The sequence below is a fragment of the Streptomyces sp. NPDC093260 genome, from assembly GCF_040683715.1.
GTDB lineage: Bacteria > Actinomycetota > Actinomycetes > Streptomycetales > Streptomycetaceae > Streptomyces > Streptomyces sennicomposti.
This window is the reverse complement of record NZ_JBFBEK010000046.1, coordinates 1-15,127: the sequence shown is the minus strand read 5'-3', so window position 1 is coordinate 15,127 and position 15,127 is coordinate 1. Positions and strand designations below refer to the sequence as shown.

Sequence of the window (15,127 nt, the reverse complement as noted above, 5' to 3'; positions counted from 1 at the left end):
AATCGTCTGCGGGGTGCCGGGCCCTTCGGCTGTCAGGCCGCCCAGGTTGCGGGTGCGCCTTCGTCGGGGTTGGGGATGCCGGCGGCGGTCACCGGGGCAGCCGGGTGCCGCATGGCGGTGATCGGGACGGCGCCGGGTTCGGTGCTGGGCGCCCACACCATCCGCCACGTCTCATCCCACTCGCAGCCACAGCCGTGGTCCGGGTGCGGGTGTCGTAAGAAGACGCCGTGGGTGAGGACGGCGCGTGGGATGCGGGGGGTGAGTTCCGAGGGGTCGTCGCCGGGGTAGAGGTGCAGGTTGCGCCAGCCGTGGATGCGGGCCATGTACGCGGCGGCGGCCTCGATGATGTCGGCCCACCTGTGGTGCCCGAGGACAACGAAGCCGACCGGGTAGAGGTGGTCGTCGGTGGGGTCGTCGATGCCGGTGACGTGCAGGCCGCGATAGACGAGGAAGCCGTTTTCCACCGCGTCCTCGCCGGGCGTCCAGAGCTGTTCGGCGGGGTGCAGGGTGCCGTCGTCGCCCTCGCTGGTCTCGATCTTGTACAGGGGCTTGGTGGTCATGCGCTCACCCCCGCGACGGCGGCGTCCAGGAGCGCCACGGCGTCGGCCTCGTACGGGTCGGCGAACAGGTGGTGGTCGCTCACGTCGAACGGCCCGAACCGCACGGAGACGCGGTGGCCGGGTACGAGGGTGGTCTCGCGTCCGTCCAGCGCGGCGGTGAGCCGGTCGTGGTCCTGCTGGGCGTGGCGGGTCTGGGTGTACGGGCCGAGGCGCAGCAGGGTGTAGCCGTCAAGGTTGTCGTCGCGTTTGCGGGCCTCGAGGTAGAGGGCGTAGTGGGCGGGGTCCATGCCGAGGTCGTCGGGCAGGGGCAGGCCGGCGGCGGCGTGGGTGAGCATGGCGTAGCCGGGCTGCCAGGTGCCGAGGATCGCGGTGGTCTGGCAGCGCAGCCAGCCGCGGTCGGTGTAGCCGAGCTGGCGGCCGTGGAGGTGGGCTGCGGCGTGTGGGGTGTCGGGGTGGATCAGGGCGACGGCGATCAGGTCGGGGCCGTGGTCGTCGCCGGGCCGGGTGTGCGCGCGCTCGATGAACGGGCCGATGCGCACGGCGATGTCCTGGGCGCTGCCGGGTGTCCAGGGCTGCGGGTTGCGCAGGGCGGTGAGCATCGCGCGGAAGGCGTCGACGGCGGCCTGGTCCTCGGGGGACAGGGCACCGGGGGCGTGGCCGCAGCGGCGGAAGAAGGGGCGCTTCATCGGGTGGAGTCCTGTTCGCGGGTGGGGTGGGTCCATGGCAGGGCGAGGCCGTCGCCGGCGGTGCGGGGTACGAGGTGGCCGTGCAGGTGGAACACGGTCTGGGTGGCGTCCGGGCCGCAGGAGGTGAGGTAGTTCCACTGGCCGCCCAGTTCCTGGGCGAGTTCGGCGGCGCGCAGTTGCACGGTGGCGGAGACGACGGGGTCGGTTGTGAAGTCGGCGACGTGGCCGCGGGGCAGGACCAGGAGGTGGCCGTCGGTGCAGCCGCCGCTGCGGGGCACGATCGCGAGGGTGTCGCTCCATTCGCGGACGGTCTGTGCTGGGGCGCCGTCGTGGATGATCCGGCAGAACGGGCAGTCGGGGCGCGGGTGCTTGCGGGGGACCGGGGGCCGGTTGATGTGGTGGTGGGTGACCTGCAAGTGGGCGCCGGCCTCCCGCATCCGGTTCCCGATGGCGTCGGCGATTGCGGGTGCGCGGTGGCGTCCGTACCAGCAGTTCACCAGGAGCTGGACCGGACGGCCCTGCGCGGCGGCGCGCAGCGCGGTCAGTTCGTGCACGGCGTCGTCGACGATGCGGGCCGCGCCCGGGGTGCTGAGGACGTAGTCGCGTACGGCGGCGTCCCGTCCGGTCTGGCGGGCGACGACGTCGGCCAGGGCCGGGTCGTCCGGCGGGTTCAGCAGGGCGTTGGTGAGGTTGATGCCGAGGACTGCGGCGCGGTAGCGGGGCGGGGGCGGGTCCTGCCAGCGGGCGCCGAAGGAGTCGATGAACACGTCGAGCACGGGGTCTCCAAAGAGGTAGGGGCGCCGGAGCGCCGCCCGGCCGGAGGGGCGGGCGGCGCTCGGTGGCGTCGGGTGCTACTTGGTGGTCTCGGTGATGACCAGGAACTGGTCGCTGGGCAGGTCCATCACGACCTGCGCGTTGACGCCTTGGGCACGCTGGGCGGCGGCGTACTCTTCGGCCGGCCAGGAGCCGCGGGGGCCTCCGGCGGGGAACCGCTCCAGGACTTCGCGGGAGGACATCGTGGTGGCCATCAGGCGTCACCGCCGGTCACGCGCTCGTGGATGTCGATGAGGGTGGCGATGGCGTCGGGGTTGTCCGCCAGGCCGACCCACCGCCCGAGCGCGGTGAAGACGGGCACCTTCTCGTGGTCGGCGTCGAAGATGACGCAGTAGTCGCCGTAGCGGTCCATCACCATGTCCCGCAGGACCGGGATGAGTCCGGTGTCCAGGACCTCCAGGGCGTCGACGGTGAGCCGGGCGGGCTCGTCGGACGCCGGCGGCTGGACCAGAGTGCCGGTGACGCGCAGCAGGTCGCCGGGCTGTATGCCGGTCAGGAGTTCGTGGGTGATCCGGGGGTCTCCGCTGGTGCAGGTGACGACCGTGTCGGGGGCGTCGTCGGGGAGCGCGTCGATGTCGGCGGGTCGGACGATCAGGTCGAAGGTGGCGGTGCCGCGCGGGCCGGGGGCGGGTATCGCGTCGACCCAGCCGTCTACGGCGCAGTGCGTCTGGGGGTTCATCGGCTGGTCTCCGTCAGGGTCTCGGTGGGGCGAGGGGAACGGGGTCGGGTGGTGCGCTGCGCGAGGACCAAGAGCTCGCGGTTGCGCTTGCGCTGGGCGTCGGTGAGGGGCCGGGCCTTTGCGCCGTGGCGGTGCCAGAGCGGGGAGGCCGGCGGCTCGGGGTAGGCGAGGGCGTGGTCGACGGCGTAGTCGACGTCGCGGTCAGCGGTGCTCATGGGGTCCTCCAGGTGGAGGTCAGGCGTGATCGCCGTCGCCCTTGGGCTTCGGCTGGAGGTCGGAGGCGAACCGCCCGCGGCGGGCCTCAACGGGGTGGGCGCTGAGCCAGGACTCCGCGCAGGCCTTGTGCACGGGCTCGCCGGAGTGGGAGCGCATGGGCGTGGGCCGGCCGCACAGCGTGCAGGGCAGGTCCTGCCAGCGGTCGAAGTGCCGGCCATCACGCCAGACGAGCAGCTCGCCGGGAGCCGGGATCAGGCCCGGCTCGAACGGCGACTCCTCCTTCGTGCGTCCCTTGCGGGTCACGGCCGGAAGTCGGGCAGCTGCTGGAACACGCGGTCCAGCAGGTCCTGTGTCGGCTTCCAGAGCACGACCTGTCCGCGTGCGGGGACAGGCAGGGGCAGCTCCTGGACGTCCTGGAGGACCAGGTGCCAGGCGCCGGGGTGCGCCCACTGCGAGCACAGCGGCTGTCCGTCGGGGTCCTGGTGGCAGTCGGTGATCCGGGCGATGCCGACCACGGCACCTGTGATCAGCTCGCGGCCGCGGACCGTGCGGGCGATCAGCGGGGTGCGCAGGGCGGGCTGGTCGATGGTCTTGCTCGTGTGGACCAGCACCCATCCGGTCCGCCATGGTGCGGGCCGGTTCTCCACCGTCTTGGCACCGGCGAGGATGCAGGCCGCGTACGGCTGCCGGATGCTGATGCCGCGGATCCAGTCGCCCTCGGGCAAGGTGACAGGGCTCATGCTGCTTGCCCCCACACGCTCGTGCCCGGACGGCCGGCCCGGCGCCCGTTGATGGACGGGACCGTGACGTGCTCCGCTGTGGCGAGGCGCGCGCGGCCGGAGTGCTTGCCGTCGTACAGGGCGGCGTCGGCAGCTCGCTGCAGCATGGATAGGGCGCGGCTGCCGGTCACGTCCGGGGTCGCGGCACCGACCGAGGCGGCGACGGGCACCGCCCATTCGTCGTCCACGGTGACCGGGGTGTGCAGCATCCGGACCAGCTGGGCGAGGCGCTGCTCGCGGCGGTCGGCGGGCAGGCGCAGGACGACTGCGAACTCATCGCCGCCGAGCCGGCCGACGGCGGCGCGCGGGCCCGCCCACGCGGCCAGGCGGGTACCGAAGGCCGCGAGGACGGCGTCGCCGGCCGCGTGGCCCATCGTGTCGTTGATCCGCTTGAAGTGGTCGGCGTCGACCATGACCACGGCCGCGTCGTCGCCGTGGCGGGCCAGGATCCACCGGGCCCGGACGGTGTAGGCGTCGCGGCGCAGGAGGCCGGTCAGCGGGTCCTTGTCCTTGGCGGCGAGCCGCTTGTGCAGCGTGATGGCGTGCACGGTCCAGCCGGTCAACGGCACGGCGGCGGTGGTCAGAAGGAGTGTGCGCGGGCCGATCCGGCCCTGAACGCGCAGGACGGAGTCCATACTGGGGGTTGCCCTCTCGTTTCGTACGGGATGGGTGGGCCCGGGACAGGCGGCTGGTTGGACGCCGTGGCGCCTGTCCCGGGGCGTAGCTACAGCGCGAAGTCGCCGCGGCTGCTGGTCCAGCTGACAGGGTTGTGCCAGAGGCCGGCCGTCGCCGCAGGCCACTCCAGCTCCCAGCCGGGCCGCAGCCCGCGCGCTCCCCAGCTGTCGGGCTGCTTGCGGGGATCTCGAGTCCGGCCGTGTGGGCGGCGAGCGCGGCGTCGTACACCTCGTGGGCGCGGCGCGGCAGCGTCGCCTTCGACGGCAGCACCGGCTTCCTCAAGAGCAAGCAAAGCGCGGTCAACACCCTCGGCGACTACACCGTCTCGGCCTGGGTGAAGATCAACTCAGCTCTCGGCACCACAGCCCTCTGCCAAGGCACCACTCAGCATCAAGCCTTCTACCTCTCCTACGACAAGCCCAGCCAAGCCTGGATGTTCCAGACCACGACCACCAACGACGAGAACTCCGACTTCCCCACCGCCGAAGGCGACACCAACACCGCACCGATCGGCACCTGGACCCACCTCGTCGCCACCTACCGGGCACCCGTCGCCGGAGACTCCAGCACCGGCGTCATGGCCCTCTACCAAAACGGCGCCCTCATGGGAACCGACACCAACCGCAGCCCCCAGTACGACTCCTCCCTCCCCCTGACCATCGGCGGCTGCGTCAACAGCGCATCGGCCGCAACCCCATACCTGGCCTTCCCCGGCTCCGTGGCCGACGTCCACGTCTACCCGCGAACCCTGACGGCCACCGAGGTCGGCGCACTGCACTGACCTCACCACCCACATCGGGCCCCGCCACTCCCACCGGGAGTGACGGGGCCCGCCCACGCCTGCCAACCGGACGCTCCGCGCGCCCGAGATAACAGTGCGGCATAGAGGCGGGGCCAGACACCCGCCTCGGTCCAGTCCCACAACCGGCGCCACGCCGTCACTCCGGAACAGCCGACCACTTCACTCGGCACGTCGCGCCAGGCCACGCCCTTGCGTAAGACGTAGACGATGCCGGCCAGGGCAACCCGGTCCGGCACCGGGAGCCGCCCAGGGTGGCGATGCCGTCGCACGGGTCGCGCTGGCAAGAGCGGGACTATCCGGTCCCACAGCTCATCGGGGACAAGGTTCGCGATCACGACGGTGAAGCTTGCCAGAGAACCCAGTTGAGTAGCTCGGGCTGGCTGGACATACTCCGCGGATGACCAACACCGGGAGCAAAACCGCGGAGCAGGGTTGGGACGGACCCTTCTACCGCGTCCGAACGGATCGGTTCGAGGCGTCATTCGTACCCAATGCCGACGAGCCTCTGGACACCATCTGCAACGTCGACGTCGAGGTTCGGCTGAAGGTGGACGGCTCACGCTGGAGCGCAACCGTGTTCACGCTCGCCGAGGTCGAACGCATCATGGACAGGTGGTCCCGCACCGGCGAGGCCCTGAGCGGCCGCTACTTCTGGTGCTCCGACGGCCTCATCGTCCGGGATCCCGGCATCGACAACATGACGCAGGTGCTGGCCGGCCTGCTCGACGACGGTGACTTCACACAGGTTCTCCAGCGGCTCGACGACGAATGATCGGCCAGCTCTCATCCTGAAACGATCAGTTAGGGCAGGTGAAGTCCAGTGCGTCCCAGTCGGCCGCCACGTATCGGTCCTCTCGTCGGCGATCAGGTCAACCACCCCTGCGGTAAGGGTGGTTGCAGTGTGGCACCGGGTATTGACACAGCGCACACGGCCGCTGGTCACCGGTTTGGCTTTGCCGGTGCGGACCTTGCCGCGCAGCGGAGCGGTGGTGCGGGAGGTTTCGAAGGTGGCGATGGCCAGCTCGGCGAAGCGGATCCGTCAGGCCGGCTCGTGCTGGTCCGGGTGGGCGAGAGCCTGGGCCAGGCGACGACGTACCGCCCGGTTGTAGGGGAGATGCACACCGAGGATGAGGGCGGGCGTGAGGGTGCGGTAGCGCAGCCAGCGCGGGTGCCGCGGTGGTGCGGTGCCCTCGGCGGTGTTGCAGATGCCGCACAGCAGGCCGCGCAGAAGCCCGGACTGGTGACAGTGGTCGCCCACGAGGTCGCCCGGCCAGCGGTGTCCGCATGCGGCGCAGCGGTTGTCGTGCCAGGTCACGAGCAGGTCGACCGGGTCCTGGCCTGGCAGGGGGACTGCACGCGGGTAGGGCCAGGAGTGGCAGGCGGGCGGTCCTGCGTCTCGAAGCCGCTGTTCGGCCTGCTGCTCCATCGTCAGGTTCAGGCATCCGCCGTGGACGTCGCGGAAGTAGGCCTGTGGGTAGTCGACGGTGTCCTGCCACTCCTCGTCGTCGAGGTGGCGGGCGCAGCCGGCGAGGCCGGGCAGCGGCTAGAACGTGCACCGCCGCACGCCGTCACGCAGCAGTCGGCCGCAGCGTGCCTGCCCGGGACGCTGCCCGGCAGCCCGCTGTGCTGCGGCGATCCGTGCGGTCAGGGCGAGATGACGTTCACGCTCTGGCGTCATCTTGGGCGGGCGCGGAGGAGGCAGGGGGATCCGTGAACTCATGTGGGTCAGCTCCCGGTTCGGCGATGGCGGGAGTCATCCCACCACGCGCCCCTGACACGCTGGGGCCGTGCCTGACGTGATCGATGCTGATGTACGTCAGAGGCACGCGTACTGGCGCCGCAGCCTGGGTGACTGCTGCGCTTGTTGGCACCGGTGGGAGCGGGCGCGTCGACCGCGTACAGCTCGCCGAAGGCTGGGCTGACGAGGGAGCAGGGCAGCCCAGCGACGGTGTCTGTGGCAGAGTCGTCGGTGGGCGGAGCGACGTACAGTGCTCGAGCCTGAATTGACGCTTTCTGCAGCGGTGCGTTCAGCTGCACTACTGAGCACGTAGAGAGACAGCGAGCGTGCCGGATCGAGGGTCCCCGTCGGCAGGCCTGAACTGAAGTTCTAGTTGGCCTGTGCCTTGCTTCGCCAGACGGCGTGCTCGAGGCCTGCTGGGTCGTGTCCGAGCTGGGCGGCAGCGGCCTCGTACACGGCGCGCAGTTGCTGGTAGCTCAGGGCGGGGAGGCCGGCGTCGGCAGCGAAGGCACGCAGGTGGACGTCGACGGCGATGTGGGAGCGGCCGACGAGGTTGCCGATGTAGTCCACCGTTTTCGGGCCGACGCCGTGGATGGTCCGCAGGGCGGCGCGGTTGGCTGTGTTGTCGAGCCAGGCGTTGAGGTCATCGCGGGTGTCGACGTGGTGGGCGGCCAGCAGGTCGGTGATGCGGTGGGCGATGGTGACCCTGCGGGAGTCGTGGAAGTTCATGGCGGTGGCGAGGTCGCAGGTGGCCAGGCGTGTTCGGAAGCCCTCCACGGTAGAGGCGTCCGGCCAGGCGGTTTGCAGGGCGAGGAGCCGCGGGCGGATCGTCGTCTCGTAGTTGCGGCGCGCCTGGAAGCTGGCGTCGCAGATGACGGCGCCCATATGCGTCCAGCCGCCGGGCGCGGGGAACGGTCCGTCGCCGAGGCTGGCGCGCAGGTGGTCGGTGAGCCGTTGAACGTCGCGGCGGTTTGCGGTCATGGTTGCCGCCGCTGTGGAGGCGGAGTGACGCGCAGCTTGCGCACGTCGCCGACTCCGTTGCAGCCGGTCTTGCCGTCTTTGTGGAGTTGCTTCACCGCGGCTCTGATGTGTTTGTTGCGGGCCTGGCCGAGGACGCCGGCGAGGATCTCGCTCTGATGGTCGTCGATGGTGAAGGTGCCGAGCTGCTGCTGAAGGCCTTCGAGGTTCTTGCGGATCCTTGCCACCCATGCGCGGGCGCGCTGTTCTTCTTCGTCGTCGAAGGTGTCGCCGGCGTTGAAGAGCGTGCCCTCCTCGGGCGGAGGGAGACAGGCGCGGCGCCATTCGACCTGGGCGAGGCTGGCGGCTTCGCCGAACAGCCACATGCCTTCCTTGTGACGGCTGAAGTGGACCAGGCAGTAGGCGACCTGGTGGTGGGCGCGGTTGCGGACGTCGATGGTCCAGTAGCCACCGCGGACGGCGCGGGCGACGCGGTCAGCGAAACCGGTGGTGATGCGCCTGACGGCTTCGGTGTTGTTCTGGGAGGCCAGGAACTCTTCGCGCCACCAGGAGCCGCCGCAGGCCGCGTCCATGGCGCGCAGCGTGGCCGGTTTACCGGGAGTGTCCTTTGGGCTGGTGAGCAGTCCTCCGATGCGGCGTACGGCGTTGGCATTGAAGTTGAGCAGTACCTCCGTCGCGTGGCGTCCAGTGGTTCCGTGGACACTGCGGGAGCCGAAGATCTGCTGGGTGAGGGTCTCGAAGCTCAGTCCGAGGCCGAAGGGGTCCAGGAAGGCGAACAGGGGTGCCCCTGCGGCGCGGTCGAGTATCTGTCCGAGGTGCTTCTCGACATGCCCCTTCAGAGCGTGGGCGGCCAGGCCCTGGGCGCTGGCTTCGCCGACGAGGGCGGCCAGGGACTGGAAGTTCTTGGGTGCGCGTTCGACGAAGTAACAGTCGAGCTGGCGGAAGCCCGCGATGCGGGCTGCGGAATCCAGGATCAGGGCGGGTGAGCCGGGGGTTCCGTCCTCGTAGCGGCCGGGTCCGGCGTAGCCGTCCAGGTAGACCACGCGGCCGTCCGGGGCGTACCGGCCGACCTTGCTGGCGAAGGGCACGACGTAGCTGTCGAGAATGGCGTGCTTGAGGACGGCGGCGGCCTTCTTGCTGACGAAGAACGGGCTGCTGCTGTCGAGCCCCCTTTCCCCGGCGCTTTCACCGCTCAGATCGAGAACATCGTCGTCGAGCACTGCCTCTGATACGCCCAAGATCCCGCCCTGTCAGCTCGAAGGACATGGTTAGGCTGATTTTGCGACAGATACCGCGGTTGTGTACCGGTGTTGCGCATAAATGGCTTGTCCAGGTCCGGCCGACTGTGCGGCTGCAGACGAGGAATGACTGCTTCCGGCCTGGTGGTGGCTGGCTGGCGTCCTCACCTGCATGCCCGCACTCTGTGAACGGAGTCCGGATTCCAGAGACACGGGGCGCACGGCTGCTGCGGACCGCGAAGTGGGGTGACGCAGCTGGGTGATCCGGCCTCAGCGTGCGGGCAGGGCCAGGGCGCGGTGAGGCATGGCGTCCCAGGTGCGGCCTTCCAGTTCGCGGCCGCCGGCCTTGGGCGTGCGTCCGCCCCACTGCTTGAAGAAGAAGGCCACCTCGGCCTGCTGGCAGGTGTCGCGGATGTGCGTGACCCAGGCCGCCTCGAGTGGCCGGTGGCCCGGGCCGGACTCCCCTCCGGCGATCACCCAGTCGATGCCGGACAGTTCCAGCCCGTGCAACGGGCCCAGCAGAGGCTCGCACGAGAGGAACTTCACTGCGGCGGGGACCTGCCGCAGGTCGTCGACTCGGGCCAGTTCCTTCGCGCTCTCCACCGACACGCCCATCCAGAGGTTGGCCGGCCATTCAAGCCGGTCGGCGACCTGCCGAAGCCGCCGGGCGCGCTTGGTGAGGACTTGGTAGGTGTGCTGAGGGGTGTCGGCGATCACTTGGAAGACGCGGCGCACGTAGTCCAGCGGCACGCGGGCATGGAAGAGGTCGCTCATGGAGTTCACGAACACCGTGCGCGGGCTCTTCCAGCCGTAGGGGACATCCAGTGCGCCCAGGTGCAGTGTCAGCCCGAACCCCGGCCCGGAGGTGCGTGGATCACCATCGGCCTGGTACTTCGCCGACCCCATGGCCTTCAGCCGCCTGGCCAGCGCAAGCGCGTAGCAGTTGTCGCAGCCTGCCGAGACGCGGTCGCATCCCGTGGTCGGGTTCCACGTCGCCTCGGTCCACTCGATCGCGCTGCGATCACTCACCGGCAGGCCCTCCATCCTCTCGAACCGCACCCTTTCACCGTGGTGCGGGCCATGCCCCGTCCTGCGAACGAAGGGCCGCACCACCGGATACCGGCATCCAATCATCTGGCACAGGCGATGCTCCCAGAAACCCCGAAATCGAACCTGCGTGCCCAATATGGAAAAGCCGGGAAGGCTTGCATCTGCGCCTGTACCCCCGCACCGAGGAGACCGTCCAGCTTCTGGAACTCTTCCTCCACCGCGAGGCCGCGCTCCCACCGCCCGCGAGACCATCCGCGTCGACAGTGACACCGTCAAGAGGTGTCGGGGGTGAGGCCGAGGGCGGTCATCAGCTGCTGCTGGCCCTCGGTGAGCGCCGGCCAGGTGGTGAGCTGGCGGTGCAGCCCAGGTCGGGCCCCATGCCGAGATCAGCATGCCGCGCACTCTGGGCAGATCCATCACGCCCGCAACGGCGTGCGCCCGAACCCTGCTCAATCTCGGGTGAGAGTGCTCAACCTTCGCTGCGACAGGTCAGCCGAAGCAGGGTGCCCTCCGACCGGGAACCCTATCACCGAAACGGCCGATTCGTACGCGAAATGTACGCGCTAGGTACGCTAGACGCACGATCCGGCTGCAACTCACGCACCGATGGTCCGGATGTCGCAGTGCAAGCGAGGTCCTGGCCCAGTCCGGTAAAGCGGGGCCGCGTCGTGTGTGGGGCTCCCCCGGCGTTTCAGGACGACCGTGGTCCGATCAACGCAGCCTCGACCGCTTCACCGGTCATGTCGATCAATACGGCTTCATGCCGTATGTCCGCGGGAAGGTGAGCATGTGCTTCGGAACCGCAGAAGAATGTGCCCCGACTCGGATCGAAGATCACCGCTGCCAACCGTGCAGCAAGTTCTGCCACGATGGCGAAGACACCGGGGCCGGAGTGAGGGCGTTCCACCTGGATGCCGGTCTGGTCGACGAAGATCTCGGCTTCACTGCCGTCCGCGGCCCGGACCCAGTACTCCAGACCTCCGTCCTCCATCACCGTGAGATCCGGGTCACCCACGTCGTAGGGGCTGAGAACGGCTTGGATCACTTTCAAGTCCAGGGGAACGGGCGCGTCACAACCTTCGACGAATTTGTAGATCGAGGGGCTGTAGCTCACACAAGGCCTCTTTCTGTGGCCCGGGGGGCCTCCTGGCTGCACGGCAGCAGCCACCCTGGGGTTTCGGGCGATGGACGTGGTCACCGCGTCGGTGAGCATGCGGCCCTGGTCGCGGGGTGCGCGGGTGTTCTGGTAGCCGCAGGGAGACGGCGCGGGCCCGCTCCAGCAGGGCTCTCAGTGCCCTCACCTGCGGGGGCACGTCCGTCCGCGGGTCCCCGCGCCGGCGCGGCGGGCGCGAGTAGCGCAGTACGGTGAGATGTGGGTGAGCTTGAGAACCTGCAGCGGCAAGCCGCCGCCGGTGACGAACACGACTTGCGCGCCGAGCTCCCCGCCCGCCTCGCCCGCTCCCGCGACCAGACCGGCCGTGCCACCACGGCGCTTCGCGTAAGCATCGGCTACTCAGCTGGCGGGGACGGCGAGGTCCTCGGCGGACGCGGCGCGGTGCCGAAGAGGGAGCCCGGCTGTCCTGCATGTCGCGGGCGGCCGGGATTGCTCGGGCTGGAGAAGATCTGCTCCTGCAGGCGGTGCATGCGGTCGGCTTCGTCGCGGGCTCGGGCGGGTATGTCGCCGCGCTCGGCGATGAGGCGACTGTAGATCGGGGTTTCCGAAAACACGGCGGGTTCGGCCATCATGCTCGGCACCCTACGGCGCAGCTATGACAGCGTGTGAAGCCGGACAGAATGCCGCCCGGCGGGAGCGCGTCTCGAAGGCCCATCTCCTGGCACAGCGTTACCCGCCCGGCTGTCAGCGTCGTAGGCCAGGATCCTTCCATGGCCAGCTCGGACGAACTGCCCCCGTGCCGACGCGCACAGCTGCTGTGGCGCTGTGATGGCGATTCGTGAAAATCCCCAGGCACGATCTCCGGTCCCCACTTCATTGATCGTTCAACCGTGGGGGAGCGGGCCGCCCGGGGACGGTGGGGGCACCATTTCGTCCATGGCCGACTGCTGGTCCGCCCTGATGCCAGGTGTAAACACGGACGGGGTCGAGGTGGAGTTCATTGGGGCCTAGGCAGTCAGCGGCCCAGGTGGCTAGGCGAGAGCCGCAGACGCAGGCCAGGTTGGGGCCGTGCGCGCCGGTGGGACCGCAGCACCCGAGCCAGTTGTCCCCGAGTGTAAAGGGTTCGAGGTATGGCAGGACATCGTCTGGGTGGACGACGAGGCTGTCGCGCCATCCGGCGGACACGGTGACCTCGTTGCCGGTTCGCAGCAGCTCGCGACCGCTGCTGAGGGCAGGGCGGCGGGATGCAGCGGCGATGACGAAAGGGGCGCCCCACGGGTTGGGGTCGATGGCGTAGCGCCCCAGAGGGACGGTGGAGCGAGCCCGACCGGTCTTCTTGTCCCGGCCCCGATCTGGGTCATCGACGTCCGGAACGACCGGGAGCGCCACCAGGTCCCCGGTGAGCGCGGTCCCGCACTTTGCGCAGTAGAAGACAGTCACATGTCGGGTTCTACCGTGTACCAGGCCGGGCCGTCACGCGGAATTTGGCTGGCTGACAGGGGCGAATACTGCCCGACGGCCCGCCGCAGTGCCCACACCTTAGCTTGTCATTTATCCAGTTCGACGCGGTTTCGTACCGACTTTATGGTGAGCGGGACGACTGAACGCCTCGCCGGTGGCGAGGACTCTGCCCACGTCGTGCCGGGTGGCCGGGCGGCGATTCTTCGAGCCCTGTGGTCGGCCAGGGCCGGGCCGGGATGGTTTCGGTGCACCGGCTGGAGAGCCGGTTTTCGCGTGCAGGTTCCTGAACCCTCTGCGGACGCGGGCGGGTGTCAGTTTGTTCGGTTCGGTCGGCTTCTCCCAGGGCCTACGGAGGTCGGTGGCCAGGGGGCGGGCGAGCCGGAGTTGGGCGTAGGCGGCGATCACGAGCCAGGTCCACCGGTCGGCCGCTTCCGAGCTGCGGAGCCGGGGCTTGGTCCAGCCGAGGGTCTGCTTGAACAGGCGGAATGTGTGCTTGATGTCGAAGCGGCGGAGGAAGGACTGCCAGCAGCGGTCGACATCCGCTTCGGTGGCGCCGGTGCGCGACCACCACAGCCAGACCGGCTTGTTGACTCCGCCGCTGGGCAGCTTCTCCACGACCAGGCGGATGACGGTGCCCTCGATGAGGGGCAGCGGCCCGTCGTGGTCGAGCCACGCGGCCCGACGGGTCAGCCGCGGGTGCAGCCGGTCCCACGCCTGCGCGGTCGCCTTCCCGTAGAGCCGGGTGTCGGTGACCGTCACGGCCTGCTCGACGCCCCAGGATGCGGGGTCTCCGAAGACGAACTCGCCGCCGTGTTTGGGCGGCCGGCCACCCTTCGGGTTGGCCAGGTGGAACTCTTCGCGGGAGGGCGTCGGACGCCGCATCACCCGGTCCGAACGGAGCCGGCCGAGGATCTCGACGGGCAGCCCGGCCAGCAGGTGAGCGATGCGCGGGGCGTCGTATCCGGCGTCCAGCACGACCAGGACCTCCGGATCACCCGGCCGCCACTGGCCGGCGGCGACCAGCCGCTCGACGACCTCGCGGACCTGCACCGTGGTCACCGCGGCGACATCGGCACCGGGCTCCAGACGGACCGCGTCCAGCACCGCCGTCCACGAGGTGCGGCCGCTCTCCAACGCGGCCACCACCGAATACGGCCAGCCAGGCACCATCTGATGCTTGCCCTCGCCCCGGCCGAACGTATGGCAAAAGGCCCGGTCAGCACACGTTTTGGCGTCCGGTCGCAGCCACGGCGAGACGTCGACCGCCAGCACGAGCCGACCGTCCGCCGCCCTCGGCAACGGCACCCCGGCGAGGGCCCGGCGCAGCCGGACGACGTCGATCCGTCCCTGATTGAGGCCGCCGTACAGAGCCCCGTGCCCACGGCGGTGTTCAGGCGCGAGCGCGAGATCGACCAGCGTCCGCACCGGCCCGTCCGTGCACAGCAGCGCGTCGCATAACTCGAACAACGCGTCGGCCCGCGCAGTCAGACACGCGTACAACTCCGACCGGAAGTGTGACACTTCCGCGAACGCATCCCGCCCGACATCCTGATGCTCCAGACTCACGACCACGGCCTTCGCGCTGATCCACTCTGTGACGGAGCACAGGATCAGACGAAGGCCGCCTTCACGTCTGCTGAACTGCGAAAACCCCGATCAAGTTCGAGCCGAGTTCGACGCCGGACCATAAACGACAAGCTCAAGGGGAAGGCTTCACGGCCGGCCCTTGCGTACCGGGTCTGCGCCCTCCCGCCGCAACGCGGTGATCAGCTTGACGAACTGCCGCGGGCTCAGCCCGGTAAACGGGGCTATCCAGGACGGCTCCGACGCCGTGATCACACCAGTCACGCGAAGATCGTCCCAGGATGGTTAGGGTGCCTTCGTCGAGTCGACGGACTGGAGACGAATGATGGAGCAGGACGAAGCCCTGCAGCTCGCGGCGGCATTTCTCGCGGCCAGCCAGCGCGACGACGAGCCACCTCTCGCCATCGACACCGAGCGAGTCCGCGAGAACAACGGCCTCCTGATCGTGCCTTACAACTCTGTGCAGTACCTCGCCTCGCGTGATGTGAGGGAGCAGCTGTTGGACTGCTGGCCCATCCTCGTCGACCTCGAACGCGGCGACGTACGGTTCGGGACCCTGGAGGAGCGGCATCTATGGAGAAACCCGAGCACCTGACGAGGCTGTGGCTGTCCGCAACCAAAGTTACGGGACAGCCCTTAGGGCTTGCAGATCATCAAGGTGTTGCTTCCCGCCCCATGGCTCGTTGATGTGGTATGCGCATTCCGGACGAGATCCGTACCCAACTCGCCATGA

Annotated in this window: 19 protein-coding genes and 3 pseudogenes; 3 read left to right on the top strand and 19 right to left on the bottom strand. The window is 69.5% G+C overall.

The window, feature by feature from the left end:
• Positions 1 to 32: 32 nt before the first annotated feature.
• The 10 genes and pseudogenes from AB0N63_RS34520 to AB0N63_RS34475 form a co-directional block, all read right to left on the bottom strand.
• Complete coding sequence (locus AB0N63_RS34520) at positions 33 to 560, bottom strand: hypothetical protein (RefSeq protein WP_365535616.1); 528 nt, start codon at positions 558 to 560, stop codon at positions 33 to 35.
• A complete protein-coding gene (locus AB0N63_RS34515) occupies positions 557 to 1,246 on the bottom strand; it encodes a hypothetical protein (protein WP_365535613.1) in 690 nt (229 codons plus the stop codon). The genes AB0N63_RS34520 and AB0N63_RS34515 overlap by 4 nt, the downstream gene beginning before the upstream one ends.
• Complete coding sequence (locus tag AB0N63_RS34510) at positions 1,243 to 2,022, bottom strand: HIT domain-containing protein (RefSeq protein ID WP_365535611.1); 780 nt, start codon at positions 2,020 to 2,022, stop codon at positions 1,243 to 1,245. The genes AB0N63_RS34515 and AB0N63_RS34510 overlap by 4 nt, the downstream gene beginning before the upstream one ends.
• Before the next feature lie 75 nt (positions 2,023 to 2,097).
• Complete coding sequence (locus AB0N63_RS34505; RefSeq protein WP_365535666.1) at positions 2,098 to 2,274, bottom strand: hypothetical protein; 177 nt, start codon at positions 2,272 to 2,274, stop codon at positions 2,098 to 2,100.
• Complete coding sequence (locus AB0N63_RS34500) at positions 2,274 to 2,759, bottom strand: hypothetical protein (RefSeq protein WP_365535608.1); 486 nt, start codon at positions 2,757 to 2,759, stop codon at positions 2,274 to 2,276. Before AB0N63_RS34500 ends, AB0N63_RS34505 begins: the two co-directional genes overlap by 1 nt.
• Complete coding sequence (locus tag AB0N63_RS34495) at positions 2,756 to 2,974, bottom strand: hypothetical protein (RefSeq protein ID WP_365535607.1); 219 nt, start codon at positions 2,972 to 2,974, stop codon at positions 2,756 to 2,758. The genes AB0N63_RS34500 and AB0N63_RS34495 overlap by 4 nt, the downstream gene beginning before the upstream one ends.
• A 19-nt stretch (positions 2,975 to 2,993) precedes the next feature.
• Positions 2,994 to 3,278 carry a hypothetical protein gene (locus tag AB0N63_RS34490; protein ID WP_365535605.1) on the bottom strand — a complete coding sequence of 95 codons (285 nt, stop codon included), beginning with the start codon at positions 3,276 to 3,278 and terminating at the stop codon, positions 2,994 to 2,996.
• Positions 3,275 to 3,715, bottom strand: a complete 441-nt coding sequence (locus AB0N63_RS34485; RefSeq protein ID WP_365535603.1) for a hypothetical protein — start codon at positions 3,713 to 3,715, stop codon at positions 3,275 to 3,277. Before AB0N63_RS34485 ends, AB0N63_RS34490 begins: the two co-directional genes overlap by 4 nt.
• Positions 3,712 to 4,389, bottom strand: coding sequence for a GGDEF domain-containing protein (locus tag AB0N63_RS34480; RefSeq protein ID WP_365535600.1), 678 nt, complete (start codon positions 4,387 to 4,389; stop codon positions 3,712 to 3,714). Before AB0N63_RS34480 ends, AB0N63_RS34485 begins: the two co-directional genes overlap by 4 nt.
• An 89-nt stretch (positions 4,390 to 4,478) precedes the next feature.
• Positions 4,479 to 4,672, bottom strand: a pseudogene (locus tag AB0N63_RS34475) (hypothetical protein); the annotation flags it as partial.
• Here AB0N63_RS34475 and AB0N63_RS34470 point away from each other — a divergent pair.
• Entirely contained in the window at positions 4,629 to 5,210 is a 582-nt protein-coding gene (locus AB0N63_RS34470; protein ID WP_365535598.1) for a LamG domain-containing protein, read from the top strand. The pseudogene AB0N63_RS34475 and the gene AB0N63_RS34470 sit on opposite strands and share 44 nt — an antisense overlap.
• An 86-nt stretch (positions 5,211 to 5,296) precedes the next feature.
• Here the strand turns inward: AB0N63_RS34470 and AB0N63_RS34465 are convergent.
• Positions 5,297 to 5,566 (bottom strand): annotated as a pseudogene (locus tag AB0N63_RS34465) (transposase); the annotation flags it as partial.
• A 62-nt stretch (positions 5,567 to 5,628) separates the two neighbouring features.
• Here AB0N63_RS34465 and AB0N63_RS34460 point away from each other — a divergent pair.
• Positions 5,629 to 6,003 (top strand): hypothetical protein, encoded by a 375-nt coding sequence (locus AB0N63_RS34460; protein ID WP_365535597.1) that lies wholly within the window; start codon positions 5,629 to 5,631, stop codon positions 6,001 to 6,003.
• Between the two features lie 267 nt (positions 6,004 to 6,270).
• Here AB0N63_RS34460 and AB0N63_RS34455 read toward each other — a convergent pair whose 3' ends face one another.
• From AB0N63_RS34455 to AB0N63_RS34420, 8 genes and pseudogenes are all read right to left on the bottom strand, one after another.
• A complete protein-coding gene (locus tag AB0N63_RS34455) occupies positions 6,271 to 6,657 on the bottom strand; it encodes an endonuclease domain-containing protein (protein WP_365535594.1) in 387 nt (128 codons plus the stop codon).
• A 681-nt stretch (positions 6,658 to 7,338) separates the two neighbouring features.
• Positions 7,339 to 7,950 (bottom strand): hypothetical protein, encoded by a 612-nt coding sequence (locus AB0N63_RS34450; protein ID WP_365535592.1) that lies wholly within the window; start codon positions 7,948 to 7,950, stop codon positions 7,339 to 7,341.
• Positions 7,947 to 9,185, bottom strand: a complete 1,239-nt coding sequence (tcmP, locus tag AB0N63_RS34445) for a three-Cys-motif partner protein TcmP (RefSeq protein ID WP_365535589.1) — start codon at positions 9,183 to 9,185, stop codon at positions 7,947 to 7,949. The genes AB0N63_RS34450 and tcmP overlap by 4 nt, the downstream gene beginning before the upstream one ends.
• 270 nt (positions 9,186 to 9,455) lie before the next feature.
• On the bottom strand, positions 9,456 to 10,214 hold the full coding sequence (locus AB0N63_RS34440; protein WP_365535586.1) for a phage Gp37/Gp68 family protein: 759 nt from the start codon (positions 10,212 to 10,214) through the stop codon (positions 9,456 to 9,458).
• A gap of 712 nt (positions 10,215 to 10,926) precedes the next feature.
• On the bottom strand, positions 10,927 to 11,349 hold the full coding sequence (locus tag AB0N63_RS34435; protein WP_365535583.1) for a hypothetical protein: 423 nt from the start codon (positions 11,347 to 11,349) through the stop codon (positions 10,927 to 10,929).
• A 395-nt stretch (positions 11,350 to 11,744) separates the two neighbouring features.
• Positions 11,745 to 11,963 (bottom strand): hypothetical protein, encoded by a 219-nt coding sequence (locus tag AB0N63_RS34430; protein WP_365535658.1) that lies wholly within the window; start codon positions 11,961 to 11,963, stop codon positions 11,745 to 11,747.
• A gap of 937 nt (positions 11,964 to 12,900) precedes the next feature.
• The gene (locus AB0N63_RS34425; protein WP_365535656.1) at positions 12,901 to 14,370 is read right to left on the bottom strand and encodes an NF041680 family putative transposase; all 1,470 of its coding nucleotides are present in this window, start codon (positions 14,368 to 14,370) and stop codon (positions 12,901 to 12,903) included.
• A 156-nt stretch (positions 14,371 to 14,526) separates the two neighbouring features.
• Positions 14,527 to 14,658: pseudogene (locus AB0N63_RS34420) on the bottom strand (IS5/IS1182 family transposase); the annotation flags it as partial.
• Between the two features lie 61 nt (positions 14,659 to 14,719).
• Between AB0N63_RS34420 and AB0N63_RS34415 the strand changes: the two are divergent.
• Entirely contained in the window at positions 14,720 to 14,989 is a 270-nt protein-coding gene (locus AB0N63_RS34415; protein ID WP_365535580.1) for a YrhB domain-containing protein, read from the top strand.
• Positions 14,990 to 15,127 lie beyond the last annotated feature (138 nt).